Origin of the sequence: Arthrobacter humicola (genome assembly GCF_022803015.1) — a bacterium.
Classification (GTDB): Bacteria; Actinomycetota; Actinomycetes; order Actinomycetales; family Micrococcaceae; genus Arthrobacter; species Arthrobacter humicola_A.
Map to the genome: position 1 here is coordinate 1,004,279 of NZ_JAFKON010000001.1, position 23,256 is coordinate 1,027,534.

The window sequence follows — 23,256 nt, forward strand, 5'->3', positions numbered from 1 at the left end:
CTCAGCAAGTGTGGACGAAACCGAAGGAGATAACGTGAGCACTCGAGTCGAAAAGCGTGTCCTGGTCAACGTTCCCGTGAGCGTGGCCTACAACCAGTGGACCCAGTTCGAAGACTTCCCGCATTTCATGGGTGCGGTGAAGAGCGTAAAACAACTTAGCGACGACCGCCTGGAGTGGGTTGCGGAAATCGCCGGGGTACGGCGGCAGTGGCAGGCCAAAATCCTCGAGCAGATACCTGACCAAAAGGTGGCCTGGGCAGCCACAGAGGGCGCAACCAATGCCGGCGTGGTGATGTTTGAAGATGTCGGCGGCGGCCAAACGTCGGTCATGCTGACCCTCGACTACGAGCCCGAAGGCATCGTGGAAAAGGTTGGCGACAAACTTGATGTTGTGGCCAAGCAGGCCGAGGCGGACCTCAACCGGTTCAAAACCTTTATCGAGGACGAGGGCTACGCCACCGGAGCCTGGCGGGGAACTGTCAGCGAGGGGGCCTCGACCGATACTCCGGGCATCGACGCGGCGGCCGGCTCGCGGGGGGACAGCGGCAAAGCGGGCGTATCCGGCAAGGTGATTGCCGGGGCCGGACTAGCTGCTGCGGCCGCCGCGGGTGTCGCTGCGGCAGCAACCGGCCAAAACGAAGCAGCCGGCGAATCGGCGCCCAGGAATGACACTGCAGCCTCAACCGTGCCGCCCACAGGAACCACCGGAAGCGTCTTCCCGGGTGAGGGATCCGCCCAGGGCACAAGCAGGGCGGCGAATGACACGGTCGTTGACCGACCCACCGAGAAGCCTTTCGATCAGACCAATGGCCTCATAGATACCGACGGTGATGGTGACGGGACCCCCGCGAGCGATGGCCTGAGTGAGCCCGACCGGGAGCGGGAGCGAGGCACGGGAGGCGGACCAGGCGCCATCCCGCCGGCTGGAGGCAGCTTGGGGCAGCACTGACATCACCCGGAGTGGACGGTCTGCTCCGAATGCCAGCACCTGGACGAGTGGGGCTCGGAGATAACCGAGCCCCACTACCCTGGCGCCCGGCGCGAAATCCCTGGGCTTGGAACCCAGACTGCGACCCCACCCGGTAGAGGCCTCCAGCCGGAACAGGCTGCATTGCGTTCCGGGGCGGCTCCGGCCCACCCAAGTCATGTCCAGGGTTCCGGCCGGGAATCCAGACATGCCCAAGTATCGAGACCGAGATTCGCGTGCATCGCAATGCCCGTAAGCCGATCGGTCTGCAAGGCGTGTGTATGGTGCTGATATGGCTTCTCCGCAGACGCTAAGTGAGCCCGAGCGCCGCGTCGTCGCGGGCTGGGCCGCAGACTGCGCTGAGCGGGTGGTGGCTTTATTTGAGGCCGAGGCTCCTGCAGATGGTCGCCCCCGCGACGCCATCTCCCGGGCCCGGGCCTTCGCTCGCGGTGAGCTCGGTGCCGCCGACGAGATCCGCCGGCGGTTTGTGGCCGGCCGTGCCGCAGGCGAGGTTACCAGCCCTGCTGCGGTGGCTGCCGCCCGGTCCGCCACGCAAGCCGCCGCCGTCGCCCACATGGGAGCGCACGCCCTGGGGGCAGCGGCGTATGCCGCGAAAGCGGCCGGACTCGCGGCGCCCGATCGACCCCAGACGATCGACGACGAGATCCACTGGCAACTCGAGCACATGAGTGCCGAAGCCCGGTCCGCGCTCCGGCGCCTGCCACCGCTGGGCGCGAATTCCGCCGGTCCGCTGGGGCCAGGACTTCTCGCATCCGGAATCCTCGCCTCGATCATCCGCACGATCCAGGCCGACTTGGCCCGCCCCGACCGGCCTGCCTCCTCCAGCTGAACGAGGCGACCATTCGCCGGAGACGGTGGTCGAGGAAGCCATCACCTGCTACGATCCCCAGAATCCCCCACACGACCGCACGCAGGTCGCAATCACTCAGGAGGTTCGCGATGCCGGACACCACCTGCCACATGTCGATCTCGCTGGACGGCTTCGTCGCCGGGCCGGACCAGAGCCGCGAGAACCCCCTGGGCAAGCGGGGGCTGGAACTGCACGGCTGGCACATCGGCGACCCGCGCGCCAACGATGCCGACAAGGTCGCGAACGAGTGGCTCATGCGCCCGCGCGGCGCATACGTGATGGGTCGAAACATGTTCGGCCCGATCCGCGGGGACTGGGATGAGGAATGGACCGGGTGGTGGGGAGCCGAACCGCCGTACCACGCGCCGGTATTCGTGCTGACCCACCACGGACACGACCCGATCCAGCTGGAGGGCGGGACGACCTTCCACTTTGTCACCGAGGGCTTCGACGGGGCCTACTCAGCAGCGCGCCGAGCCGCCGGCGACAAAGGCGTGGACATCGCCGGTGGGGCCTCGACCGTCCGACAGGCACTGATCGCCGGCGTCATCGACGAGCTCACCCTCGACATCGCACCGGTCCTGCTCGGTTCGGGCGAGCGTATTTTCGACGGCGTTGAATCCTTCGGCTTCGAGCCCGCCGAGGTGCTTCACTCACCGCTGGCCACCCACATCCGTTACCGCCGCGTCGGCTGACTCCGAACACGCTGCCGGCCTCCCGCGCAGCAGACAGTACGACGTCGTCGACAACCTGGTGGAAGCGGCTAAGGCTTCCAGGGCCCGTGTCCTGCTCGGCGGCAACCCGGACACCGACCAGCCCGGCTACTTCTACCCCACCACGCTCATAGCCGACATCGACGACAACAACCTCCTGGTGGCCGAGGAGCAGTTCGGCCCTGCCCTGCCGATCGTCCGTTACAGCACGGTTGATGAGGCTGTTGCAATGGCTTAACGCCCTCGACGTCGGACTCGGAGCCTCTGTCTGGTCCTCGGACTGGTCCACTCTGAATTTGCGGGTCTTGCCCTGCGAGATCATCCGGGGTAATGCTGGACGAAGGGATCCGAGCAGACTTCGAACTGACGGGTTCCCGGCAGATTGCCAAGTGGAAGCGTGGCGAAGCCGAGGTCGACGTGAATCACGAAGCGCTGGCCCGCTCGTCGCCGCAAGTATTACTGGATTGATGGTGGTCGGGGCGAACCCTCACGTGACGGTTGCGAGCGTGGCCGCACCGGTCCCGGCCGCACCAGGCAGGATTGAGGCTTGGATTCCTAAGTGCGACCCCGACGTTGACCACAATCCCAAGCCGGTACGGAATGGTGAACGGCGGCCACCCCTCAGTGGCCGCACCAACCTCCGCGGGAAAGGCTCGAACCGGAGGGCCGGATCAGCCATTCTCTCGTACGGAGCGTTTGATGCGCGGCGTTCGAACCGGCCAACCAGCGCCGCAGACCCGCGACGGATCCTCGATTTGTCGACCGCAGACGACGAAAACCGTGGGGGTCCACCAGGAGGTTTAGCCATGTATGAGAGTAAAGAGCAGAACCATCGCGCCCGGTGATCGAGGGCGGAGGTGAACGTGCGGACGTCGCCCGCGCGTCAGGACCAGGAATTGACCGCCGCAGGGTCTTGGGATCGGGTCTGGCGATGGCCGCCACGGCGGGTCTGTTGGGGGCCGGTGCCGCCCCTCGGGCCAGCGCGGCAGCCCCCGGGGAGGCTGGCCCGTTCCAGGAAGTCAGCGGCCATGCCCTGTACCTCTTGCCGCAGGACCACAAATGGCACACGGGCGGAATCTTCGACACCGGCCATTTCCAGGAGTGGCACTACTGGACCGGCTTCTTCACCGATGACGACACCGGGGAAAAGTTCGGCATTTTCTATAACCTCACGAACAACCCGAGTGCGCCCGGAGGGCCCTCGCTGTGGCAGCAAGGCGTCAGCTTCTCGTTCGGGGACTTCGCCAAGCAGGAGTTGATCTGGGCGCACCAGCCGACCGCTGTTGGCTCATTGCACGCGACACAGCCGCCGGACTCGACCTCGCCGGACGACTTCCAGTACAGCGCCAAGGGCGAGAACGTGGAAATCACCACGGTGTACCGTGCCGAGCCGGACACGTGGCGCTTCCAGTTCACGGGTGTCGCCGCAAACAACGGGGACTCGCCCATCGCCATGGACATGGAGAACACGGCCCAGTCACCGTACGGCTACATGCCGGTCGGGCTGGGCGGCTTTGAGAACCAGAACATCCCCTGGAACGGGCAGAACCTGGATCCCGCCACCATGTACGCGCTGTCCTACTATTACACCGGTCCGATTTCGAAGAGTAAGGGCACCGTCACCATCGGCGGTAAGACCCGCCATCTCACCGGCACGATCTGGTTTGAGCACCAGTGGGGGAACTTCAACTCCGGGCAGCAGGTGTGGACGACTGCGTATACCTGGGGGGCGCTGACGTTCAACGATGGCACCGTCTTCACCTGGCGCCAGTGGTACGGCGCGCCCAACGGATCGGCTCCGCTCCAACCGATTCTGGAGATCGGCCGCAACTCGTTTGGGACGCCCAACGGCACACCGCAGGGCAGCCTTACCTTTCATGTGGGGAACAATGCGGAGTGGAAAGCGTTGAAGACCTGGAAATCTCCGGTGAGCGGGCGCAACATCGCCACTCAGGTACGACTGACCAGCACCTTCGGGATCTGGTACCTCACGAGCGTCTTCGACAACTACGAGATGCCTTGGGGCTACCCGCCCTACGGGAACAATCCCTACAGCTTTGTTGAATCCGCGATGTGGGTCCGTACCGGCTCGGTCGACGGGCCGATTGTCGGCCACGCGTTCATGGAGCAGGCCAACCAGTTCACCCTGTACCAGGGTGCAGTTCCCGGGTAGCGGCTGCGGCTCGCATGTCCCGCACACCGCGCGCGGGAGGCGGTGGCCCCGAACGGGAACGAACGCCGTAGCGACATCCAGTCATCGAACGCGGCTATGTCTTCGCCCGCGGGTTCGGACAATCACATGGAGGTGACGCCGCGTACACGGTGGCCAACGGCGATCGACTCCCCAGAGATGGCTCCAGCGATCGGAGACACGAGGAAAGCGATCAAAGCAGCAACGTCGGAGGGCCGGACCTCTCCCCCCTTGCAGCGGCGTCCTCGCGGACAACGCCGGGCCTCACGGTGTTGACCGTGACACCCGTGCCGGCGAGGCAGTCGGCAAGGTTCTTCGCTGTGATGATGAGCGCCGCATTTCGCACCGCCCCCGTCACATTCCCGGTGACGAAAGCATTTTGACCGGAGACCCCGATGATGCGCCCATAGCCCGACTCGGTCGTGACCGCCAGCGCGGCGTTCGCGACTCTGAGAAAACCGAGCACCTTGGCATCCATGGGCTTCAAGCACCTCCCTCGGGTCAGAATTGCGCGCCGGATCGAGGGTCTGCGCGCTTGGCCCCGCCGCGACGACGACGCCGTCCAGGCGACCATGTTGTTCGAGCAGCGTGGAGACCCCCTCGGAGACGGATGCATCGTCGCGGGCATCGAGGACGAAACCCCGCTCCCGCTGCGCGACGCAACCACCGCAACGGCACCCTCCGCACGAAGACGGTCGACCACTCCGCCGCCGATCACCCCGGTCCCTCCGACGACCAGCACAACGCGTCCGCGGTGCTCGACGCTGCCACGGCCCGGTTCGCCACTGACGGTTTCGTCGCGACGACGATCCGGCGCGTCGCCGCCGATGCCGGCGTGGACGCGTCCCAGGTGATGCAGTTCTTCCGCTCCAAAGACAAGCTGTTCGCGGCCGTCATGTCCGTCCCGGCGTCGGCCCTTGAACGGTTCAGCACGGCTTTCGAGGGCCCGGACGAGCATCGCGGGGAGCGCGTCGTCCGCGCCTACCTCGACGCTTGGGAGGGCCCTGCCACCGATTCCCAACCACTGATGGCGATGCTCCGTGGTGCGATCGTCAATGACCAAGCAAGCGCACAACTGCGTGAGTTCATCCAGTCCCGCCTGCTGCACGGCACCATTGGACGCAGCGATGACGATGCCGCTCTCCGCGCTGGACTCGCCTCATCCGCGACCCGAGGCGGGTGTGACGGGACCTACTGGTTATCGCAGCAGAAGCGGAGCATACTCGAAGAACTGCCGGTCGTGCTGATTTGCCGTCCTCCGGTGCCCCCTGTCAAGGGTCGTTGTCAGGGCCGATTGAGGAATGTGCCCATGGCCGATGATCCACATCTGTTGTTCCCGGATCTCCTCGTCGACCACTTGCAGGATCTTGTCCTGAAAACTGAGGGCGTGAAGGAGATGCTGGATGAACTCGCCGAGTTCTCCGCCGTCACCTTGGCCGACCCCGCCATCGCCTTCTGCAGCATCACGCTGATTCAGCGAAAGAAGCCAGTGACCGTGGCCAGCAGCGAAGAACGCGCCATCCGGCTGGATGAAACTCGATACAGTTCTGGCGATGGGCCCTGCCTGTCAGCGATCCGCCAGCAGGTCGTCGTGCATGTGCCTGATCTGACAAACGAATACCGCTGGCCCACCTACACCGCGGCCACGCTGAAGGCCGGAGTGGGATCCAGCCTCTCCATACCGCTGATCCTTGAGGGCGAGGCGGAAGCGGGCCTTAACCTCTACTCCACCCGCTCCCATGGATTCACCGGTGAGGACATCAGCACGGTTGAAACATATTCCTATCATGTGTCCAAAGCACTTCGCCTGGCCGTGCGGATCAGCCAGCTGGCCGAGGCGAAAACCAACCTCATTGCTGCTATGGAATCCCGGACCACCATCGACCTGGCGTGCGGCGCCATCATGGCGCAAAACCGGTGCAGCCAGGACACGGCCATGAAGATACTGAGGATCGCTTCCAACACCCGGAACGTCAAACTCCGGGACATCGCCGCATCAGTGGTCGCTTCAGTCTCTCAGGACCCGAGGGTCCGGACGCACTTTGACGCGTAAGGACGGTTTTCAAGCGGCCTGAACACAATCGGGGCGGGTGCAATAGCAGCGGCTTTGGTCCCGCGGCGCCCGCCCACCTGGTGCGTTGGCCGTGGCAGGACTGGTCCATCCTGGACCGACGGCAGCGGCGCGCTCCCGACGCCCGTCGGCCGCCGCAGGCCACGGCGGTGGATCTATCGTTGGCCTGACGCGCCGGGCGGACCATAACTTGACTCTGCGGCTCCCGTCCCGGGTCAGGACCTACACTCCTGACCATGACCACCCACAACGAACGGCGGGCCCGAGCGGAACACCGTTGGCCCGCCGTCATCGGCCTTCTCATCGCCTTGGCGCTGTACGCCACGCTGCCCACAACGTTCCTGCCGGCAGTACGCTACTCCGTTGTCGTCGTCGGCCTGGCGCTGCTGATTCCGCTTATTGTCCTGAATCCACGCAGGCTGGTCCGTGAAACCCGCTGGTCTAGGTACCTTTCTGTCGGCCAGGCCCTGTTGCTTGTCGTGGCCAACGAGGCAGCACTCGTCCAACTCGTCATTCTCCTGACGAACTCCGGCAACAGCAACGGGCCGACGCTGCTGCTCGCGGCTCTCCAGGTTTGGGTTACAAACGTCATCGCCTTCGCCTTGGTCTACTGGGAACTTGACCGGGGCGGTCCAGTCATCCGGCGCCACGCCCCGCGCCATGAGCTGCCCCTGGCAGACTTCCGGTTCCCCCAGGACGAAGACCACGACGCAGTGAAGGAAGTTGCCGCCCGGTCCTCCGTGAAGACGGACTGGACGGCTTCCTTTGTCGACTACGTCTACTTTTCGCTTTCCAACTCGATGGCTTTCAGCCCCACCGACACGATGCCCCTTTCGCCAAGGGCAAAATCCCTGATGGGCGTGGAGGCCTTCGGAGGGTTCGTGCTGCTCGCACTCGTCATCGCCCACGCCGTCTCCCTCCTTGGTCAGTAGCCCCCGACCAGCAACAGGCCCTCCACGAAAGACAGCTGTTCGATGATCGACGCGCCCTGTTCCTCCGCGCTCGTACCGGGAGACAGGAATGGCTCCTTCCTCAAGAGGAACGGAGCCTTTCTGCAGCCAGTATTGCGATACCCCACCTCCAGAGACCTAAGCAAGAAACCATCGCATAATTGCCGTTCCAACTTTTGGCACGCAGGTCAATTTGTGCCGGCCCTTTCCGTGGCTGCCTCGCCGACCACTCCCCCCAAAGTCCTTAACGCTTTTCACCTCGCCGACGCGCGGAGTTTCGTCGAATCGGGCTTGGCCCGTGCTCTGGACAGGGCCGCCGGAACTCCGTTAGATTCGGAACAGTCCTAGACAGGCCTTCCGGGTTGGGACCCTTTGCCGTCGGGTGCACGGCCGCAAAGAGAGCCGCTGTAGCCGAACGGCGGCATAAGAATGCACCCGCGGAGAAGAGCCCCTCATGGCCACCTCGCACTTCGAAAGATTCCTCCTTGAAGCCACCATCCCCGACGAAACGCACCATCCCTTAGGGCCAGATTGTCTCTACGGCCTGTACACAAGTTGGTGCCTGCTTCATAACATCACCCCCGTGGAGGATGTCACCTTCCGGTCAGCCATGCAGCGCTGTGGCGTCGATCTGCGCAACAGCCATCGGCGGATTACGGGACAGGCCGCAAGAGACTACATCCTGGCCAGCTACCCCGCGACGGCCTGAGCATGTTCCGTCGACCTTCCAAGGCCCGCGCGCGGATGCCGCCAAGGCTCCGGCCGACGACGTCGACGTCGGCACACATGCTGGAAATGCTGGACCGGCGGTCGTAACACTCGTGGACGACGCCACTACCCAAGCCAGCATCAACATCTTCACAAAGGGGCTCGCCCAACGGCTGGTCCCCAAGGGCATTCGGGTCAAGGCCGTGGCGCCCGGGCCGATCCGGACGCCACTGCAGGTCGGCAGCGGCCAGCCGAAGGAGGCTTTGCCCGAGTTCGGCAAGGACACGCCGCTGGGCCGCGCCGGCCAGCCCGCGGAACTGGCACCGGCTTACTCGTTCCTGGCTTCCACGGAATCCAGCTTCGTCGTGGGCGCAACCCTCAACGTCAACGGGGGCAGCACCACCCCATGACCAAGCGGGCCCCTATTCGTCGTGGCCCTGGTCCCGGCTCATCTGGTCCTCGGCCGGGGGCGTCTCTCCCGGAGGCACTCCCCCGCCGGGCTCCAGCCCGGTGATCTTTCCGCTGAGCGGATCCGGGTTGGCCGAGGCAGCCGGCTCGACGGCCGGATCACCCCCCGTGTCCGGATGCGCTGCATGTTCCCCGTAATCCGCCTCCTGAAGCGGATCCGGGTTGGCCGGGTCACTCTCGGGATGATACGTACTCATGATTGTTTCCTTTCCCTCGTGTGGCGTCTCTGGACTATTTGTAAGCATGCTGATAATTCTGGAACCGTCAAGGGCGGGGAATCCGAAACAGTCAAGCGATGTGAGGAGCAAAGCGATGGGAATTGGTGACAGCATCAAAAAAGCCGCGGAAAACGCCATGGAGGACCTGGCCGGGACCTCCAGGTCGACCGATGACGCGCATGTGCCCGAGCCGGGCGCACCCGACGAGGACATCCGGGTTCATTCGTCCATCAGCGAGGGGTCCAACGCCATGGACGATGCCAAGGAGACACTCCGCCGTAGCGAAGACGAGCAGCAGCTACCGGACGAAAACGCAGCCCCCGGCGGCGAGGCGAAAACCGGCGACCCCGAGGTTTCGGATGCAGACAGTGCGGTCCGTGAGGTTCCGCGGGACGTGCCGGGCCCGGCAGGCCTGCCCGGCCCGGACCCGGACGTGCTCCGCGCTGACCCATTAGAGGGTGACGAGGATCCCTCCAAGGAAATGGGCCGAAGCTGAAGGGCACCCTCCCGGACCCGAACGTAGAGACGTCGTGACGTGGTGGAGGTTCGCCGACTCTGGCGGCATCGCGGATCGTTTCTCGTTCTGTGGGCAGATATCAGCCAAATCGGCCCGAAATCAGTCCGGCTCCGCGAGGGCTACATCGCCTACAGCCCGGCTCTCCACAAGGGAACCCAGACGCGGTAGACCCGAAGATCGCCAAGGCTCACCAATATTAAGTGTCTGTCCCGGGCGCCGGTTGGCGCGTTAGGCAATTCTTTCTCTGGCCGCGGTAGCCCGCAGGAACCCGGCACGCCGGCCATCTCCGGGATGTCCGCCCCGGCGAGGGCGTCAAACATGTTGGTCAGTTGATCCGTCGGGTGGGTGACGAACGGCCCGGCAGCCATCAAGGCCGCAGCCCACTCCCGGCCGAGGCGATCGACGGAGACAAGGACTAGCTGATCCCTGCTGGGAAACTGCCAACTAATGCAGCCCGCCGGCGCCGCCCGGCATGCCCGCCTTGATCAGCTCCATAACTGACGAGTCCGCCAGCGTGGTGACATCCCCGATGGGCCTGTCCTGCGCCACATCTTTGAGGAGCCGTCGCATGATCTTGCCGGACCGGGTTTTAGGCAGCTCGGCTACCACCATGATCTGCCGGGGCCGGGCGATTTTGCCGATTTCCTTGGCTACATGTTCGCGCAGCTCCTGCACGACCTCCGGTCCCCCGTCGCCCGCATCGCTGCGCAGGATGACGAAGGCGACGATGGCCTGCCCGGTGGTCTCGTCAAGGGCGCCGACAACGGCGGCTTCGGCCACCTTCGGATGGGCGACGAGCGCGGATTCGATCTCCGTCGTCGAGAGCCGGTGTCCGGCCACGTTCATCACGTCGTCCACCCGGCCGAGAAGCCAAATATCCCCGTCCTCGTCCCTCTTCGCGCCGTCCCCCGCAAAGTAGAGGCCCGGGAACCGTGACCAATACGTCTCCACGTACCGGTCGTTGTCACCCCAGATGGTGCGCAACATGGATGGCCAGGGTTCCCTGAGTACCAGATAGCCGCCGGAGCCGTTAGCAATCGGCGCGCCCGCGTCATTGACGACGTCGGCCACGACCCCGGGCAGTGCTCTCATGGCGGCTCCCGGTTTGCCCGCTGTGACTCCCGGGAGCGGACTGATCAGGATGGCTCCGGTCTCGGTCTGCCACCAAGTGTCCACAACGGGCGTTTGGTTGTGCCCGATGTTCTCGCGGTACCAGATGTATGCCGCCGGGTTGATCGGTTCGCCCACGGTGCCGATTACGCGCAAACTCCTGAGACTGTACTTGGCCGGTATCTCGGCGCCCCATTTCATGAACGTACGGATGGCGGTCGGGGCACAGTAGAGAATCGAGACTTTGTACTTGTCGATGATTTCCCACCAGCGGCCCTGGTGCGGGGTATCCGGCGTGCCCTCGTACAGCACGGAGGTGGCACCGTTGGCCAAGGGACCGTACACGATGTAGCTGTGCCCGGTGACCCAGCCGATGTCGGCGGCTGTCCAGAAAATATCGGTCTCGGCCTTTAGGTCGAACACCGCCCAGTGGGTGTAGGCGCATGCTGTGAGGTAGCCGCCTGTGGTGTGCAGGATGCCCTTGGGCTTGCCCGTGGTGCCGGAGGTGTACATCACGTAGAGGGGATGTTCGGCGTCGAAGGTCTCGGCCACGTGTTCGGGGGAAGCCAGCTCAACCGATTCGTGCCACCAAATATCACGGCCCGGTGTCCAGTCGACCTCCTGGCCTGTACGGCGGACCACCAGGACGTTGCGAACGTCCGGGCACTCCAGCAGGGCCTCGTCGACGGCGGGCTTCAACCCGTTGGCCTTGCCGCGGCGGTAGGCGCCGTCGGTGGTTATGACGATGCGCGCGTCGCAGTCGTGGATCCGCGTCCGGAGCGCGTCCGCGGAGAACCCGCCGAACACAACGGTGTGCGGTGCTCCAATTCGTGCGCAGGCCAGCATCGCCACGACGGTTTCCGGGATCATCGGCATGTAAATGGCAACCCGGTCTCCCGGCTTGACGCCCAGATCGGTCAGCGTGTTCGCTGCCTGGCAGACCATGTGGGTGAGCTGGGCATAGGTGATGGCACGGGTGTCCCCGGCTTCTCCTTCAAAGTAATAGGCGACCTTGTCTCCGCGTCCGGCAGCTACATGCCGGTCAAGGCAGTTGTACGCAGCGTTGAGCCTGCCCCCGACGAACCATTTGGCGAATGGCGGATTTGACCAGTCCAGGACCTCACTCCATTTTTTGGACCAGTCCAGCCGCTCCGCCTGCCGCGCCCAAAACGCCAGCCTGTCGCCGGCGGCTTCGTCATAGTCCGACGACGTCGCGTTGGCCTGCGCCGCGAAGCCGGCGTCCGGAGGAAAGCGCCGCTGCTCGTGCAATAGGCTTGCGAGGGTCTCATCCGATTCTGTTGGGTCTGCTGCCATGGCCTGTCACCGTCGTCCCACCGGAAGCACAGTCCGTTTGTAGGTGGAGTTGGCGACCACCGCGAGGGAGCAGTACCAGGCAATCAGCGCCGTCACGATGCCAAGCCAGCCGCCCAGCATCGACAGCCCGGCTGCCCCGAAGAAGGCGCCGAGAAACAGCGCAATGAAGGTCAGGGTCAAGAAGACAAAAACGGCAAAGACACCCATGCTGACGCGCCAAGCTGAAACGGTCATGTAGGCGGTAAAGATTGCCCAGCCCAGAAGATAGAGGCCGACAGCTTTGCCGGCGTCCGCTGCCGGAAGACTGCCCGCGCTGAACTGGCTCAGGAACCAGAAGGACAGCCAGAAGGCTCCGTACGAGCAGAACGCCGTCGCACCGAAAACGTTGCGGTTGGCAAATTCCCAGATTCCGGCGGCGAACTGCGCCATGCCGCCGTAGAACAGTGCCAGTCCCAGGACAACGGGTTCGACTGCTTTGGGGATCAGGCCGGCATTGATGACACTGAGGACAAACGTGGTCATTGCGAAAGCGCCCAGACCTAAAGCTGCCGGATCGGCAAAGGGTGGGCTGGCGCTCCCCTGTGGAGACACAACTGCGTCTTGGGCTGGTACGGGATTTACAGCCCTGCGACCACCTCCCGCCGGGACGGTCCCCGCCGCGGAGCTTGACTCGACACTCATGGCACGACTCCTTGGTCAACACCAGCACCATTGCTGGTGACGTATAACAGGTTACTCCTGACTGCGCAAGGCCAACATCGAAACTGAACCCGGTTTCGTTGGTTGCTTGACCGGGCGAGCAATTCGCCCATGTGCAAAGTATTCGGCGAACCGTCGAGCCGAACGGTGGCACATGGGTGCATCCGCGGATAAGAGTCACCGAAAACCACCTTGCCCTTCGAACGATTCCTCCCGGAAGCCAAGGGTGCCTTCACATCCTAGGAGAGTGATCGGTAACGATACGGAAGAACTCAGGGGGGCGGCCGGGTTGCGACGCGGCGGGAAGAAGACGCGTACAGGCAGTACGAGCCCGATCAACGAGAGGGCAATATAGACGACCTGGTGGATGTGATCCGTACCGGGTGGGAGGTTTCCAAGCAGGTGGGCCACCAGAAAACGGGGTAGAACCAGAGCGCGCACCACGCCCACCGCTCGATGCGCCGATATGGCACAAGCACGATCAGGGTCCCGAAAAGGCCGAGTCCGGTCGAGGCGAGACCGTCCGCACGATACAAGGCGGCGTCCCCACCCGTCGGAACGACCGCGACCACGACACCAAAGACGAGGATGGCCAAGCTAACGATCGCGAGGCAGATCCAGCCTATCTGCACCGTCAGCTTCATCGCGAGCACGACGTCACCTTACACCGCGCACGGGAGTTGACGGCCCGTGTGATGCTCACCCGAAACCTCCTATCCCACGTTTTTGGGAACATTCAAATGAACGCGCGCACCTCACGGTTCACTTGACAATATTTCTGAGTCAACTCAAACTTGACTAGACTCATTTTTCACCAAGCCTTACGTCATAGAGGAGCAGCACGCCATGAGGGCATTCGTCGTCACCAAGTACAAGGAGCCGCTGCGCGCAGCGGACGTCCCTGAGCCCACCGTCGGCGAGCGCGATGTGCTGGTCCAGGTCCAGGCAGCTGGCCTCAACCAATTGGACGAAAAGATCCGCCTGGGTGAGTTCAAGCAGATCCTCCCGTACAAGCTCCAGTTGATCCTTGGCAACGATGTCGCCGGCACAGTCATCCGTGTCGGGGCGAAGGTGCGCGGCTTCAAGCCCGGTGACGAGGTCTACGCCCGACCCGACAAAGACCGCATCGGCACGTTCGCCGAGCGCATCGCCATCACCGAGGCCGACCTGGCACTGAAACCCGCATCGATCAGCATGCAGGAGGCCGGCTCACTACCGCTGGTTGCACTTACGGCGTGGCAGGCCCTCGTTGAGCAAGGCAAAGTAGGGCCGGGGCAGAAAGTTCTCATTCACGCCGGGGCCGGCGGGGTCGGGTCGATCGCGATCCAACTCGCCAAGCACCTCGGCGCGACCGTCGCGACCACCGCAAGTGCCTCCAACGCCGACTTTGTGCGCGACCTCGGCGCGGACACTGTGATCGACTACCGTACGCAGGACTTCGAACAGCTCCTCGCCGGCTACGATCTGGTGCTCGACAGCCTCGGAGGGGAGAACCTCGTGAAGTCACTGCGCATCCTCAAGCCCGGCGGGAAGGCGATCGGAATCGCCGGTCCGCCGGACCCGACGTTCGCGCGCAAAGCCGGTCTCAACCCTGTGCTGCGCCTGGCCATCGCGGGGCTCAGCAGCAGGATCCGGCGGCAGGCGAAGAAGCTCGGCGTCAGCTACGAGTTCCTCTTCATGCGTGCCAGCGGCGACCAGTTGCGCCAGATCACCGCCCTGGTTGACGACGGCGTGCTGCGCCCGGTCGTAGGGCAGGTCTTCGACTTCGCGCAGACCCCACAGGCGCTCGAGTCGCTGGCCAAGGGCGGCCTCCGCGGCAAAGCCGTCGTCACCCTTCCCTCCTGAGCCGCCGGCAGCCATTCACCTCACAGACCACTTAGAGGACTACCAGCATGAGCAGCTTTGACACCCCGAATGGCTCCGTCGCCACCTCGTACGCGAAGGCCGCCACACGTTCCATCACTTCAGGTGGCGTTACCTACGCCTACCGCGAGCTGGGGCCCAAGACCGGCATCCCCGTCGTGTTCTTCGTGCACCTTGCCGCGACCCTGGACAACTGGGACCCGCGCATCATCGAGCCCATCGCGCAGAACCGCCACGTCATCACCTTCGACCAGCGCGGTGTCGGAGCCTCCACCGGGCAGGTTCCCGACACCATCGAGGCGATGGCCGACGACGCCTACACCTTCATCAAGGCCCTCGGGTTCGACACGATCGACGTCTTCTCCTTCTCACTGGGCGGCATGATCGCCCAGGACCTGGTCCTCAAGCATCCCGACCTCGTCCGCAAGCTCGTGCTGGCCGGTACCGGGCCGCGGGGCGGCAAGGACATCGACAAGGTCGTCGGCACCACCTACTGGGACGTCCTCCGTGCGACCCTGACGCGCTCGGACCCAAAGGAGTTTCTGTTCTTTAACCGCACCGCGACCGGCAAGCTGGCCGCGAAGGCGTTCATCAAGCGCCTTCAGGAGCGCACTGTCGACCGCGACAAGCCGATCAGCACCAAAGCCTTCCAGACTCAACTGAAGGCAATCCGGAAGTTCGGCCGCTCCGCGCCGTCGGACCTGTCAAGGCTCACCCACCCCACCCTCATCGCCAACGGCGACAACGACCGCATGGTGCCGTCGGTCCTGTCCGGGGACCTGCGCCGGCGCATCAAGGGATCCGAGCTGATCATCTACCCCGACTCGGGCCACGGCGGAATCTTCCAGTTCCACGACAGGTTCTCCCCCGTCGCCGTAGAATTCCTCGCCCACTGACCAGCACCTACCTGACAAGATCCCGCCAACAGAGCAGAGAGCCGCTGTGGCTGTGCCCGCCCGTGAATACGGGCGGGCACAGCCATTAGCGTGACTATCCCGGCATGTGACGTGAAGGCCAAGCACCAGGCGATCGATTCGGGTGAGAGCATCGGTGCCACCGCGCTCACTTTTGGTGAACGCGGTGGCACCGGTTGTTCCCTTACGCGTCTGTGTCCACCAACTGCGGGTAGACCGCTTCGAGGGGTGCGCTGAGTCCGGCCTTGAGCTGGACAGACGTGCCGTCGGCGAGGACCTCGTACTCCCCTGCCTCAGTGGCGTCGAACACGGTCCGCACCAGCACGGCCGGGTCGAGCTTCGGGCCGGTGGCGTGCGCGGCCATCGCGGTGTCAACGTATGCGACGTGGACGCCGACGACGTGCACGCCGGCGGGAGCGAGTTCGAGGCGGAGGGAGTTGGTCGCGGACCAGAGGGCGGCTTTGGTGGCGCTGTAAATGCCGGCGACGGCGTACCAGCTCAGGGCCGAGTGCATGTCGATGATCATCGCTCCGTCCTTCACCGACAGGACCGGAGCGAACGCGCGGGCGACGAAGAGCGGCCCGAGGAAGTTCGTCTCGACGTTCCTGCGGATCTCCTCGTCCGTGTGGGTGAGGATCCCGGCACTGGAGACCGACGCGCCGGCGTTGTTGATCAGCACGGTCACATCCGGTGCCGCCTCGACCGCTGCCTGGATGGAGGCCGGGTCGGTGACGTCCAGGGCGAGCGGAACGATGCGCTCGTCGTTCCAAGTGCGGGGGGTGCGGGCGGACGCATAAACCTTTGAAGCTCCCCTGGCGAGGGCTTCGTGCACGAACTGCGTGCCGATTCCGCCGTTGGCTCCGGTGATGAGGACGACTGCTCCGTTAAGTGAGGGCATGGCTGTTTCTTCTTTCTGATCGGTACGGGGTATGTAAGGTCGGCGGCGGACGGCCCGCGGCAGACGATTAGGCGTGTGCCAGGGCCGGATAGTCGGTGTACCCGGCCGCGCCGCCGCCATACAAGGTTGCCGGGTCCACCTCATTCAGTGGCGCACCAGTGCGCAGTCGCTCAACAATGTCGGGGTTCGCCAGGGCGAAGCGGCCCAGCGGCGCGATGTCCGCGAGCCCGGCGTCGATGTCGTCGGCAATCTGCTCACGGTCGCGCCCATAGCGGACGACGAGGATGGCTGCAGGCCACGCGTCGCGGAAGGACCGCAGCAGTTCGTCGTCACCGAGGTGGTGTACGTGCAGGTACGCAAGGTCCAGTGTGGCGAGTTCGCCGACCAGGTGGCGGTACTGTGTCCGGACGTCGGCGGGATCCCCTTCGTTGATTCCGCCCAGCGGGAACGCCGGTGAGATGCGGATGCCGGTCCGGTCTGCCCCGATCTCCTCGGCCACCGCGCGGGCGACCGCGACGACGAACCGGGACCGGTTCTCCACGGATCCGCCGTATTCGTCCGTGCGGTGGTTCGAGTTGGGCGAGAGGAACTGGTGGAGCAGGTACCCGTTCGCGCTGTGGATCTCCACGCCGTCCGCTCCCGCTGCGATAACGGAGGCTGCGGCGTGGCGGAACCCGGCGATGGTGGCCTGGATGTCTTCGGCAGTCAGCTCACGCGGCACCGGCGTCTTCTGCGGGCCCGTTGGAGTGAACATGTCCTGCTCGGCCGAGATCGCCGATGGGCCAACGGGCTGACGGTGGTGCGGGGTGTTATCCGGGTGCGACATCCGGCCGACGTGCATCAGTTGGATGAACAGGGCTCCGCCGCCGGCATGGACCGTGTCGGCGATCCTTCGCCATCCCTCGATGTGTTCGGGAGTGTAGATGCCGGGGGTGTTCAGGTAGCCCTGGCCGTCCTCGGACGGCTGTGTGCCCTCGGTGATGATCAGCCCGAGCGAGGCGCGTTGGCCGTAGTACTCGGCGGCCAGTTCCCCGGGGGTGCCGTCCGGGTTTGCGCGGCTCCGGGTCAGCGGGGCCAGCGCGAGCCGGTGCGGCAGCTCCACATTGCCGAGGGTGAAGGGTTGCCAGAGGGAGGAAGTCATGTGTGCGGTCCTTTTCGTCGCGGGGTAATAGCGCCACCACTCCGCCGGGACGGAACACCGGGGTTCGGCCCTTGCGTGGGAGAATGAACGAAGGAACATTCAAACCCACAAACAGTAGTGACTACACTCATAACTGAGTGCAGTCATAATCTATTCCGGAGGATCCATCACCATGTCTCTCGCCTCCCAGCCGGTCGGACGGCGCGAGCGGAACAAGCAGCAGAAGCTGGACCGCATCACGGCCGCGGCAAGCGAACTGCTGGCCGAGCACGGCATCGAGGATGTCACGACCCAGCAGATCGCCGACAAGGCGGACATCGGCACCGGGACCCTGTTCCTTTACGCGAAGACCAAAGGCGAACTCCTCCTCCTCGTGCAGAACGCACACTACGCCGAAGCGCTTCAGCAAGGTCGGGCTGATGCCGAAACCACCCCGGATATCCTCGATGCGGTGCTGGCAATCGTACGGCCGATCGTGGAATGCAACCGCGTCCAGGTCGACAACGGACGCACGTACCTGCGGGAAATGGTCTTCGGTGATCCCGCGGAGCCCCGTCACGCTGAGGCCCTCTCCATCGTCGCGCAGACCGAGGAGGCCATCGCTGCCGTCCTGGGCAGGCAGGAGCTGCCTCGTGCGCAGGATGCCGCTACGACGGCCCGCATCGTCAGCGCCATCATGTTCCTCAGCATGGCAGCGACCGTGAACGCCGCATTGAGCATCGACGAGATTGTTCAGGACATCCGGACCCAGGTCGGCGTACTGCTGTCTCGCTGACACAATCAAGTGCTCGCACTAACGCCGGTGTCCACCGATTGCCTGGGGTCGTGGATCGGCAGAAGAACGGCCACCGCTACTGTACTGAATGCGCAGCCTCTCACCGGGAGCGCGGTTCGCGGCATTCCGGGTTTTTAAGTCCGGCCGGGCAGCAGGTGGGGTCCCATCCGATCGGTCCGGATCGCCATGAGTGCGTCGGTAAGCCGCCGGACGCCCCTTGCCCGCACTTCGTCTGTGGGCGGCACGGTGCAGGACTCGCTGGTGCAGGCCAGCAGCGCTGCCGTGACCTCCGCGATCAGAGCCGGGGATGGGCTAAACCGGTATCCGCCGTCGGCAGGGTCGTCAGAAGAATTCAGCGCCCTGGTGATGAACACGGCGGCCTGCGTCCTGCTCGCCATGCCGAGTTTCCTCAGAATGGTTGAGGTCAGATTCTTCACGGTCTTGTCCGCCAGCGACATCTCCTGGCTGATCTGGCGGTTGGTCAGCCCTCTCCCCAGTCGGATGGCGGTATTCATTTCCTGTCTCGTAAGCGTCAGGAGTCTCCTATCCAGGGACTGGGTTGCGGGCCCGACGAGCGGGGTAACGAGCGCGGTCCGGAACCGGCCGCTGTACGCGGTGTGCCCGGCCAGGGCACGGCGGATGAGCCTGAGCTGCTCGCAGCTGCCGTCCTGTTTGGACAGGCACCCCCATGCGCCGGCCAGAATCGAGTCGATCAGCACGGCTTCGTTGGCATCTCCGGTCATCAGGAGGCACCGGATGGTCGGGTCCGCCGCAGCGATGGCCCGGCACACGTCGGCACCTGAACCGTCAGGGAGATCATCGTCCAGGATGACCAACTCCGGGCGGAGGGCAGGGATTCGCCGGAACGCCCGGTGCGCGGATCCTGATTCTCCGGCGATGCTGAGACCATCGGACTCCAAGAGATGGCGCAGGCCCCGTCTCACGACCTCGTGGTCATCCAGCAGATAGACGCCCCGGCCGGCCAAAGGGGGCGGCGGGTGGATTTCCGGTTCAGCCATCATCGCCATTACGTTCCTTCGCTTTTAAGGCACCGAAGGCGTGCTGGATGATCCCGTCCGGTCCCCATCCAGCGTGCATCCATGCGCACACTGCACGACAGGCCCCACGCTAAACCGATAGTGCCGACCCAACAAGGGCCCGCGGGGGTGGATCCGTGACTTTTCTGAACGTGTTCCGCAGACAACCGGTGTCGTAACCTCAGACCGCCACTAGAGCTCCGTCGGGGAGTATGGCCCAGAGCACGCTCGGGCGGCGTCGGGCGCTCCTGGACACTGCGCGCTTCTCCGATGGCGCTCATGCCTCCGTAGTTCGAACGTGTCGGCCGAGGATTTCGGCCCGTTTCCTGACCGCGCTAACGTAATCGGTGAAAGCCTGCTGCGTGTCGGACGCAAACTCCCGGAGCAGCAGCCCGCAAAGCGGGCCAGTGAACTCTTCTCTTACGAGCAGGTGCGTCATGCCGCCCACCGGTTCAAGCGTGAAGGTGCGCACCCCGGTGAGCAGGCCCAGAGGCAGGCCCTGGGTCCAGGTCATCACCTCGCCGGGCATCTGCTGGACACGCAGCCGGAAGGTGCGCTCCCCTCCGGTGTGGGTTCGGATTCTGATGGTGCCACCGTTGCGCAACTCGCCCCTGATGTGCGTAATGCCGGATTCCCAGACGGTGAAGTTCCGTGCATCGGTGATGACGTCCCAGACGGTGGAGCTTCGGGCTTTGATCAGTGTCTCGGCCCCGACCGAGTGCCTGGCCATGCTGTGACCCTGCCCGAGAGGGCGCCGGGTTGCGGGCACCTGGTCTGTAGACATCAGCCCGCAACCCAAGGCATTGGCCGCGGGACCGGACCGCCGACGCGACCAGCCAGGCATCGGCAGGCTCCACGGCCGATAGCGCCGGCAAGGGACAGCGCCGCGTTCTGGACGGCCATGACACCGCAGCCCTCCGCGGCCGGCAGACCGTGCATCACCAGCACGACGCTCCCTACTGATTCTTCAGACAAGGGGTTCTCCTTTTCTAAACGGAGTGACAGCCGGATAGTAGCCCGGCTTCCTGTGGGCAGCCAGAGAGTCCACTGATCGGGTTATTCCTCGCAGCCTCGGCCGGTCCGAACCGCCTGCGGGAACGCCCTCGACGGCTGGCAACCGGCCACCGTGCCGCCCAATGGCATGGAGCGACAGTCTGGCGGTTGCGCAGAAGGACACCGCACCCTGGTCGAGGACTAAGACACCACCTCGTCCATTGCATCTGCTGCCAAGCGGTAGCGGGTCGATGGCGCTCTCAGACCAGAGCCTTGGTCTTGATTCTTTCGAATTCATCAGCGCTGATTGTTCCGGAGTCCCGAAGAGCCGTGGCTTTGGAGATCTCGTCGCTCGGACTCGGTGCAGCGACGCTGCGGATGTAAGCATCCGAGGCCTCCCGGTTCTCCCGGGCCCGTGCCATGGACCGCTCCGTCATGCCCTTACCGCGGGCAATCACGTAGACCAGCACACCCAACAAGGGCACGAAGACCAGGAAGAGGATCCAGACGGCTTTCCACCAGCCGCTCAGCGTGTCGTCGCGGAACAAGTCGCCGATGACGGCGAACAACGCCCAGAGGAAGGCGATGAACGCGTATACGAGGAAGAACCACCAGAAAATATCCCAAAAGTTTTCCCAGAAACTCATGTCAACTTCCCTGCTTTCTGTAGGAGCGGTGTGGGGCGGGAATGCAGCCGGGCAGGACTGAGGCTAGCTGCAGACCTGCCCGGAGGGGCCTTGAGGTCAGCATTTAGTCGCCGCCTGGAGGTCACTGACCGCGGCCTGGACGTTGGCGGCGTCGTCCCGCAGGGAGGCGGCCGCCTGAGTAAGGGTGGCATCATCCGGGACGGCTCTGACGGCTGCGTCGAACTTGTTTTCGGCCGTCTTAACTGCGTCCATTTCGTCCTTGGCTACGTCCTGGCTGGCCTTGACCAGGTCGTCGTAGGTCTTCGCGACCTGTTCCCGTGCCGATTTTATCTGTTCTATCGTGGCACCGGGTTTGAGTGTCTGTTTGAAATTTGTCAGGGATCCGGCGAAGGCACTGGCAGCAGCGCATGCCTGCGAAACGTTCTTCTCCGCCCTGGCGCTGCTGACACTGGTGCCGGGGCTGGACGTACCGCAGCCCGTGAGCAGTGCGATGGCTGCCCCGGCTGCGATCGATCCGGCAAGGATCGGGTGTGGTCTGGACACTGGAGGCCCCTTTCCGAAATGGAATGCGGCAGGGAACCCTGCCGCACGTAAGTCCGACCATTGTCTGCCCGAAACACGGGCGTGGGCCTCATCCGGGGAAGGTGATACGTAGTGCTAGCACTCGGAATCCCTCGGCGCCCCGCCACCAACCGGGCGCCGACCGCGGGATCTCCTACCCACATTGGGCAGCAGCAGATCCCGGCCGTCGTTACGCGTCCCGTTCCCGGAAGGTATGGGCGATGGTGCCAGGTGCGTCTGGATGACTGTCTTAGGGGCTTTTCCTTCCGGCATGCTGTTGTTGGGGATATTCTGGGGATCAGCAGCGCGAGCGGGCCGGTGATCATGGCTTGTGGAGGAGGGCTGTATAGCTTCATTGGCAGCCGCCTTGCAGTGGCAGGGCTGGAGGCCTTCCTGTTAGGAGCTGCCTTGAATTCTTCAATGACAAGACCACCCAACCGTTCTGGCGGCGAGGTTCCAAGGACGTTCGGCGTCGAGGAGGAATTCCTGCTCGTTGATGCCACGACGGGGCAGCCCGTACCCGCCGCGGAAGCGTGCTTGGCCAAGGCCCCTCAGCGCACTGAAACCAGTGGCGGCCCATCCTTGGCTTTGGAGGTCCAGCAAGAGCAGCTCGAGGCCGTTGGCCCTGTCTGTTCCACGCTGCAGGAAGTAATTGCGGGCATCCGCGAGGGCCGGCGGCTTGCCGACGAGGCGGCCCGTTCGGTGGGCGCACGAGCTGTCGCCGTGGCTACCAGTCCCATGCCGGCCACTCCTACCCTCGTAGAGCAGCCCCGTTTCCTGAACATGGCAACGCGGTTCGGGGTGACGCTCCGGGAGCAACTCACCTGCGGCTTCCATGTTCATGTCGGTGTCACCGACGGTGAGGAAGGGGTGGCAGTCCTGGACCGGATCCGGCGTTGGTTGCCCGTGCTGCTGGCGCTGAGCGCGAACTCCCCTTTCTGGCAGGGTGCCGACACCGGATACGCAAGCTTCCGTTACCAGGCTTGGAGCCGCTGGCCGACCGCCGGGCCCTGCGAAAGGTTCGGATCAGAACGGGAATACCACCGGTACGTGCAATCCCTGCTGACTACGGGCGTACTCCTCGATGAAGGCATGGTGTACTTCGACGCGCGCCTTTCCCGGAATCACCCGACTGTGGAGGTACGCATTGCCGACGTCTGCATGGAGGCCTCACACGCGGCCGCGATTGCCGCGCTGGTGCGGGGACTCGTTGAACGGGCCGCCCAGGAATGGCGCTCCGGGATTTCTGAGCCCCGGCTGTCCGCCGGGCAACTGCGCCTGGCGGCGTGGAAGGCAAGTCAATCAGGCGTCGACGACACCCTCCTGCACCCCCTGCTGAACATTCCATGCCCGGCTGGAGAAGCGGTCCAGGTCCTCCTCTCCCATATCCGGCCAGCCCTGGCCGACAGCGGGGACGAGGAGCAAGTAACCGCGGAAGCGGCCCGGATCCTGAGCGCCGGCACAGGTGCACGCCGGCAGCGCGAGATCATGATGAGCACACAGAGCCTGGCCGCCGTGGTGCTCGAGGCCGTGGGACACACCCACGGCCTCGAACACCACGGCCCAGCCCAGGCGGTCCCGGCGCCTGCAAGCTACCTGACGGATATTCCCAGATCACGTTCCTGATGAC

At 64.5% G+C, this 23,256-nt stretch carries 23 protein-coding genes and 2 pseudogenes; 15 read left to right on the forward strand and 10 right to left on the reverse strand.

All coding sequences use genetic code 11. The annotated features are described in order from the left end of the window. The first annotated feature begins 34 nt into the window (after positions 1 to 34). The 6 genes and pseudogenes from ARTB_RS04675 to ARTB_RS04700 all read left to right on the forward strand — a co-directional run bounded on the left by ARTB_RS04675 (position 35) and on the right by ARTB_RS04700 (position 4,724). Positions 35 to 949: an SRPBCC family protein gene (locus ARTB_RS04675; RefSeq protein ID WP_243177923.1), complete on the forward strand. Its 915-nt coding sequence runs from the start codon at positions 35 to 37 to the stop codon at positions 947 to 949. Between the two features lie 310 nt (positions 950 to 1,259). Next, complete coding sequence (locus tag ARTB_RS04680; protein ID WP_243177924.1) at positions 1,260 to 1,817, forward strand: putative immunity protein; 558 nt, start codon at positions 1,260 to 1,262, stop codon at positions 1,815 to 1,817. Positions 1,818 to 1,927: 110 nt separating this feature from the next. Beyond that, positions 1,928 to 2,533 carry a dihydrofolate reductase family protein gene (locus tag ARTB_RS04685; protein WP_243177925.1) on the forward strand — a complete coding sequence of 202 codons (606 nt, stop codon included), beginning with the start codon at positions 1,928 to 1,930 and terminating at the stop codon, positions 2,531 to 2,533. Between the two features lie 19 nt (positions 2,534 to 2,552). Beyond that, positions 2,553 to 2,832, forward strand: a pseudogene (locus tag ARTB_RS04690) (aldehyde dehydrogenase family protein); the annotation flags it as partial. A gap of 49 nt (positions 2,833 to 2,881) precedes the next feature. Then, on the forward strand, positions 2,882 to 3,019 hold the full coding sequence (locus ARTB_RS04695) for a hypothetical protein (RefSeq protein ID WP_243178005.1): 138 nt from the start codon (positions 2,882 to 2,884) through the stop codon (positions 3,017 to 3,019). A gap of 463 nt (positions 3,020 to 3,482) precedes the next feature. Then, positions 3,483 to 4,724: a lipocalin-like domain-containing protein gene (locus ARTB_RS04700; RefSeq protein WP_243177926.1), complete on the forward strand. Its 1,242-nt coding sequence runs from the start codon at positions 3,483 to 3,485 to the stop codon at positions 4,722 to 4,724. A 211-nt stretch (positions 4,725 to 4,935) separates the two neighbouring features. On the opposite strand, the gene ARTB_RS04705 is transcribed toward ARTB_RS04700, so the two are convergent. Then, the gene (locus tag ARTB_RS04705; RefSeq protein ID WP_243178002.1) at positions 4,936 to 5,220 is read right to left on the reverse strand and encodes an SDR family oxidoreductase; all 285 of its coding nucleotides are present in this window, start codon (positions 5,218 to 5,220) and stop codon (positions 4,936 to 4,938) included. 132 nt (positions 5,221 to 5,352) lie between these two features. On the opposite strand from ARTB_RS04705, the gene ARTB_RS04710 reads away from it, so the two are divergent. The 4 genes and pseudogenes from ARTB_RS04710 to ARTB_RS04725 form a co-directional block, all read left to right on the forward strand. Further along, on the forward strand, positions 5,353 to 6,795 hold the full coding sequence (locus ARTB_RS04710; RefSeq protein WP_243177927.1) for a GAF domain-containing protein: 1,443 nt from the start codon (positions 5,353 to 5,355) through the stop codon (positions 6,793 to 6,795). A gap of 254 nt (positions 6,796 to 7,049) precedes the next feature. Then, positions 7,050 to 7,745, forward strand: a complete 696-nt coding sequence (locus tag ARTB_RS04715; protein WP_243177928.1) for a hypothetical protein — start codon at positions 7,050 to 7,052, stop codon at positions 7,743 to 7,745. A 472-nt stretch (positions 7,746 to 8,217) separates the two neighbouring features. Continuing rightward, a complete protein-coding gene (locus ARTB_RS04720) occupies positions 8,218 to 8,472 on the forward strand; it encodes a hypothetical protein (protein WP_243177929.1) in 255 nt (84 codons plus the stop codon). A gap of 103 nt (positions 8,473 to 8,575) precedes the next feature. Further along, positions 8,576 to 8,881 (forward strand): annotated as a pseudogene (locus tag ARTB_RS04725) (SDR family oxidoreductase); the annotation flags it as partial. 12 nt (positions 8,882 to 8,893) lie between these two features. On the opposite strand, the gene ARTB_RS04730 reads toward ARTB_RS04725, so the two are convergent. Further along, positions 8,894 to 9,136 carry a DUF6480 family protein gene (locus ARTB_RS04730; RefSeq protein ID WP_243177930.1) on the reverse strand — a complete coding sequence of 81 codons (243 nt, stop codon included), beginning with the start codon at positions 9,134 to 9,136 and terminating at the stop codon, positions 8,894 to 8,896. 115 nt (positions 9,137 to 9,251) lie between these two features. Here ARTB_RS04730 and ARTB_RS04735 point away from each other — a divergent pair, with 115 nt between their 5' ends. Beyond that, on the forward strand, positions 9,252 to 9,653 hold the full coding sequence (locus ARTB_RS04735) for a hypothetical protein (RefSeq protein WP_243177931.1): 402 nt from the start codon (positions 9,252 to 9,254) through the stop codon (positions 9,651 to 9,653). A 465-nt stretch (positions 9,654 to 10,118) separates the two neighbouring features. On the opposite strand, the gene acs is transcribed toward ARTB_RS04735, so the two are convergent. Both acs and ARTB_RS04745 read right to left on the reverse strand, forming a co-directional pair. After that, positions 10,119 to 12,098: an acetate--CoA ligase gene (acs, locus tag ARTB_RS04740; protein ID WP_243177932.1), complete on the reverse strand. Its 1,980-nt coding sequence runs from the start codon at positions 12,096 to 12,098 to the stop codon at positions 10,119 to 10,121. A 6-nt stretch (positions 12,099 to 12,104) separates the two neighbouring features. Further along, positions 12,105 to 12,689, reverse strand: coding sequence for an acetate uptake transporter (locus tag ARTB_RS04745; RefSeq protein ID WP_308197218.1), 585 nt, complete (start codon positions 12,687 to 12,689; stop codon positions 12,105 to 12,107). A 954-nt stretch (positions 12,690 to 13,643) separates the two neighbouring features. On the opposite strand from ARTB_RS04745, the gene ARTB_RS04750 reads away from it, so the two are divergent. Both ARTB_RS04750 and ARTB_RS04755 read left to right on the forward strand, forming a co-directional pair. Further along, positions 13,644 to 14,642: an NADP-dependent oxidoreductase gene (locus ARTB_RS04750; RefSeq protein WP_243177934.1), complete on the forward strand. Its 999-nt coding sequence runs from the start codon at positions 13,644 to 13,646 to the stop codon at positions 14,640 to 14,642. A gap of 47 nt (positions 14,643 to 14,689) precedes the next feature. Next, the gene (locus ARTB_RS04755; RefSeq protein ID WP_243177935.1) at positions 14,690 to 15,556 is read left to right on the forward strand and encodes an alpha/beta fold hydrolase; all 867 of its coding nucleotides are present in this window, start codon (positions 14,690 to 14,692) and stop codon (positions 15,554 to 15,556) included. Between the two features lie 202 nt (positions 15,557 to 15,758). On the opposite strand, the gene ARTB_RS04760 is transcribed toward ARTB_RS04755, so the two are convergent. Both ARTB_RS04760 and ARTB_RS04765 read right to left on the reverse strand, forming a co-directional pair. After that, positions 15,759 to 16,472: an SDR family oxidoreductase gene (locus tag ARTB_RS04760; protein ID WP_243177936.1), complete on the reverse strand. Its 714-nt coding sequence runs from the start codon at positions 16,470 to 16,472 to the stop codon at positions 15,759 to 15,761. 67 nt (positions 16,473 to 16,539) lie between these two features. Further along, positions 16,540 to 17,613 carry an alkene reductase gene (locus ARTB_RS04765; protein WP_243177937.1) on the reverse strand — a complete coding sequence of 358 codons (1,074 nt, stop codon included), beginning with the start codon at positions 17,611 to 17,613 and terminating at the stop codon, positions 16,540 to 16,542. Between the two features lie 172 nt (positions 17,614 to 17,785). On the opposite strand from ARTB_RS04765, the gene ARTB_RS04770 reads away from it, so the two are divergent. Then, entirely contained in the window at positions 17,786 to 18,388 is a 603-nt protein-coding gene (locus ARTB_RS04770) for a TetR/AcrR family transcriptional regulator (RefSeq protein WP_028276654.1), read from the forward strand. Between the two features lie 134 nt (positions 18,389 to 18,522). On the opposite strand, the gene ARTB_RS04775 is transcribed toward ARTB_RS04770, so the two are convergent. The 4 genes from ARTB_RS04775 to ARTB_RS04790 form a co-directional block, all read right to left on the reverse strand. Beyond that, complete coding sequence (locus tag ARTB_RS04775) at positions 18,523 to 19,416, reverse strand: response regulator (protein WP_243177938.1); 894 nt, start codon at positions 19,414 to 19,416, stop codon at positions 18,523 to 18,525. Between the two features lie 286 nt (positions 19,417 to 19,702). Next, positions 19,703 to 20,155, reverse strand: coding sequence for an SRPBCC domain-containing protein (locus ARTB_RS04780; protein WP_243177939.1), 453 nt, complete (start codon positions 20,153 to 20,155; stop codon positions 19,703 to 19,705). Between the two features lie 523 nt (positions 20,156 to 20,678). Further along, positions 20,679 to 21,065: an SHOCT domain-containing protein gene (locus ARTB_RS04785; RefSeq protein ID WP_243177940.1), complete on the reverse strand. Its 387-nt coding sequence runs from the start codon at positions 21,063 to 21,065 to the stop codon at positions 20,679 to 20,681. A 96-nt stretch (positions 21,066 to 21,161) separates the two neighbouring features. After that, on the reverse strand, positions 21,162 to 21,608 hold the full coding sequence (locus ARTB_RS04790) for a hypothetical protein (RefSeq protein ID WP_243177941.1): 447 nt from the start codon (positions 21,606 to 21,608) through the stop codon (positions 21,162 to 21,164). Positions 21,609 to 22,046: 438 nt separating this feature from the next. Here ARTB_RS04790 and ARTB_RS04795 point away from each other — a divergent pair, with 438 nt between their 5' ends. After that, a complete protein-coding gene (locus ARTB_RS04795) occupies positions 22,047 to 23,252 on the forward strand; it encodes a glutamate--cysteine ligase (protein ID WP_243177942.1) in 1,206 nt (401 codons plus the stop codon). Positions 23,253 to 23,256 lie beyond the last annotated feature (4 nt).

Coding starts and splice junctions, on each gene's coding strand:
- ARTB_RS04680 (WP_243177924.1), top strand. CDS start 1,260: ATGGCTTCTCCGCAGACGCTAAGTGAGCCCGAGCGCCGCGTCGTCGCG.
- ARTB_RS04685 (WP_243177925.1), top strand. CDS start 1,928: ATGCCGGACACCACCTGCCACATGTCGATCTCGCTGGACGGCTTCGTC.
- ARTB_RS04695 (WP_243178005.1), top strand. CDS start 2,882: ATGCTGGACGAAGGGATCCGAGCAGACTTCGAACTGACGGGTTCCCGG.
- ARTB_RS04700 (WP_243177926.1), top strand. CDS start 3,483: ATGGCCGCCACGGCGGGTCTGTTGGGGGCCGGTGCCGCCCCTCGGGCC.
- ARTB_RS04705 (WP_243178002.1), bottom strand. CDS start 5,220: ATGGATGCCAAGGTGCTCGGTTTTCTCAGAGTCGCGAACGCCGCGCTG.
- ARTB_RS04710 (WP_243177927.1), top strand. CDS start 5,353: ATGCATCGTCGCGGGCATCGAGGACGAAACCCCGCTCCCGCTGCGCGA.
- ARTB_RS04715 (WP_243177928.1), top strand. CDS start 7,050: ATGACCACCCACAACGAACGGCGGGCCCGAGCGGAACACCGTTGGCCC.
- ARTB_RS04720 (WP_243177929.1), top strand. CDS start 8,218: ATGGCCACCTCGCACTTCGAAAGATTCCTCCTTGAAGCCACCATCCCC.
- ARTB_RS04730 (WP_243177930.1), bottom strand. CDS start 9,136: ATGAGTACGTATCATCCCGAGAGTGACCCGGCCAACCCGGATCCGCTT.
- ARTB_RS04735 (WP_243177931.1), top strand. CDS start 9,252: ATGGGAATTGGTGACAGCATCAAAAAAGCCGCGGAAAACGCCATGGAG.
- acs (WP_243177932.1), bottom strand. CDS start 12,098: ATGGCAGCAGACCCAACAGAATCGGATGAGACCCTCGCAAGCCTATTG.
- ARTB_RS04750 (WP_243177934.1), top strand. CDS start 13,644: ATGAGGGCATTCGTCGTCACCAAGTACAAGGAGCCGCTGCGCGCAGCG.
- ARTB_RS04755 (WP_243177935.1), top strand. CDS start 14,690: ATGAGCAGCTTTGACACCCCGAATGGCTCCGTCGCCACCTCGTACGCG.
- ARTB_RS04760 (WP_243177936.1), bottom strand. CDS start 16,472: ATGCCCTCACTTAACGGAGCAGTCGTCCTCATCACCGGAGCCAACGGC.
- ARTB_RS04765 (WP_243177937.1), bottom strand. CDS start 17,613: ATGACTTCCTCCCTCTGGCAACCCTTCACCCTCGGCAATGTGGAGCTG.
- ARTB_RS04770 (WP_028276654.1), top strand. CDS start 17,786: ATGTCTCTCGCCTCCCAGCCGGTCGGACGGCGCGAGCGGAACAAGCAG.
- ARTB_RS04775 (WP_243177938.1), bottom strand. CDS start 19,416: ATGGCGATGATGGCTGAACCGGAAATCCACCCGCCGCCCCCTTTGGCC.
- ARTB_RS04780 (WP_243177939.1), bottom strand. CDS start 20,155: ATGGCCAGGCACTCGGTCGGGGCCGAGACACTGATCAAAGCCCGAAGC.
- ARTB_RS04785 (WP_243177940.1), bottom strand. CDS start 21,065: ATGAGTTTCTGGGAAAACTTTTGGGATATTTTCTGGTGGTTCTTCCTC.
- ARTB_RS04795 (WP_243177942.1), top strand. CDS start 22,047: ATGACAAGACCACCCAACCGTTCTGGCGGCGAGGTTCCAAGGACGTTC.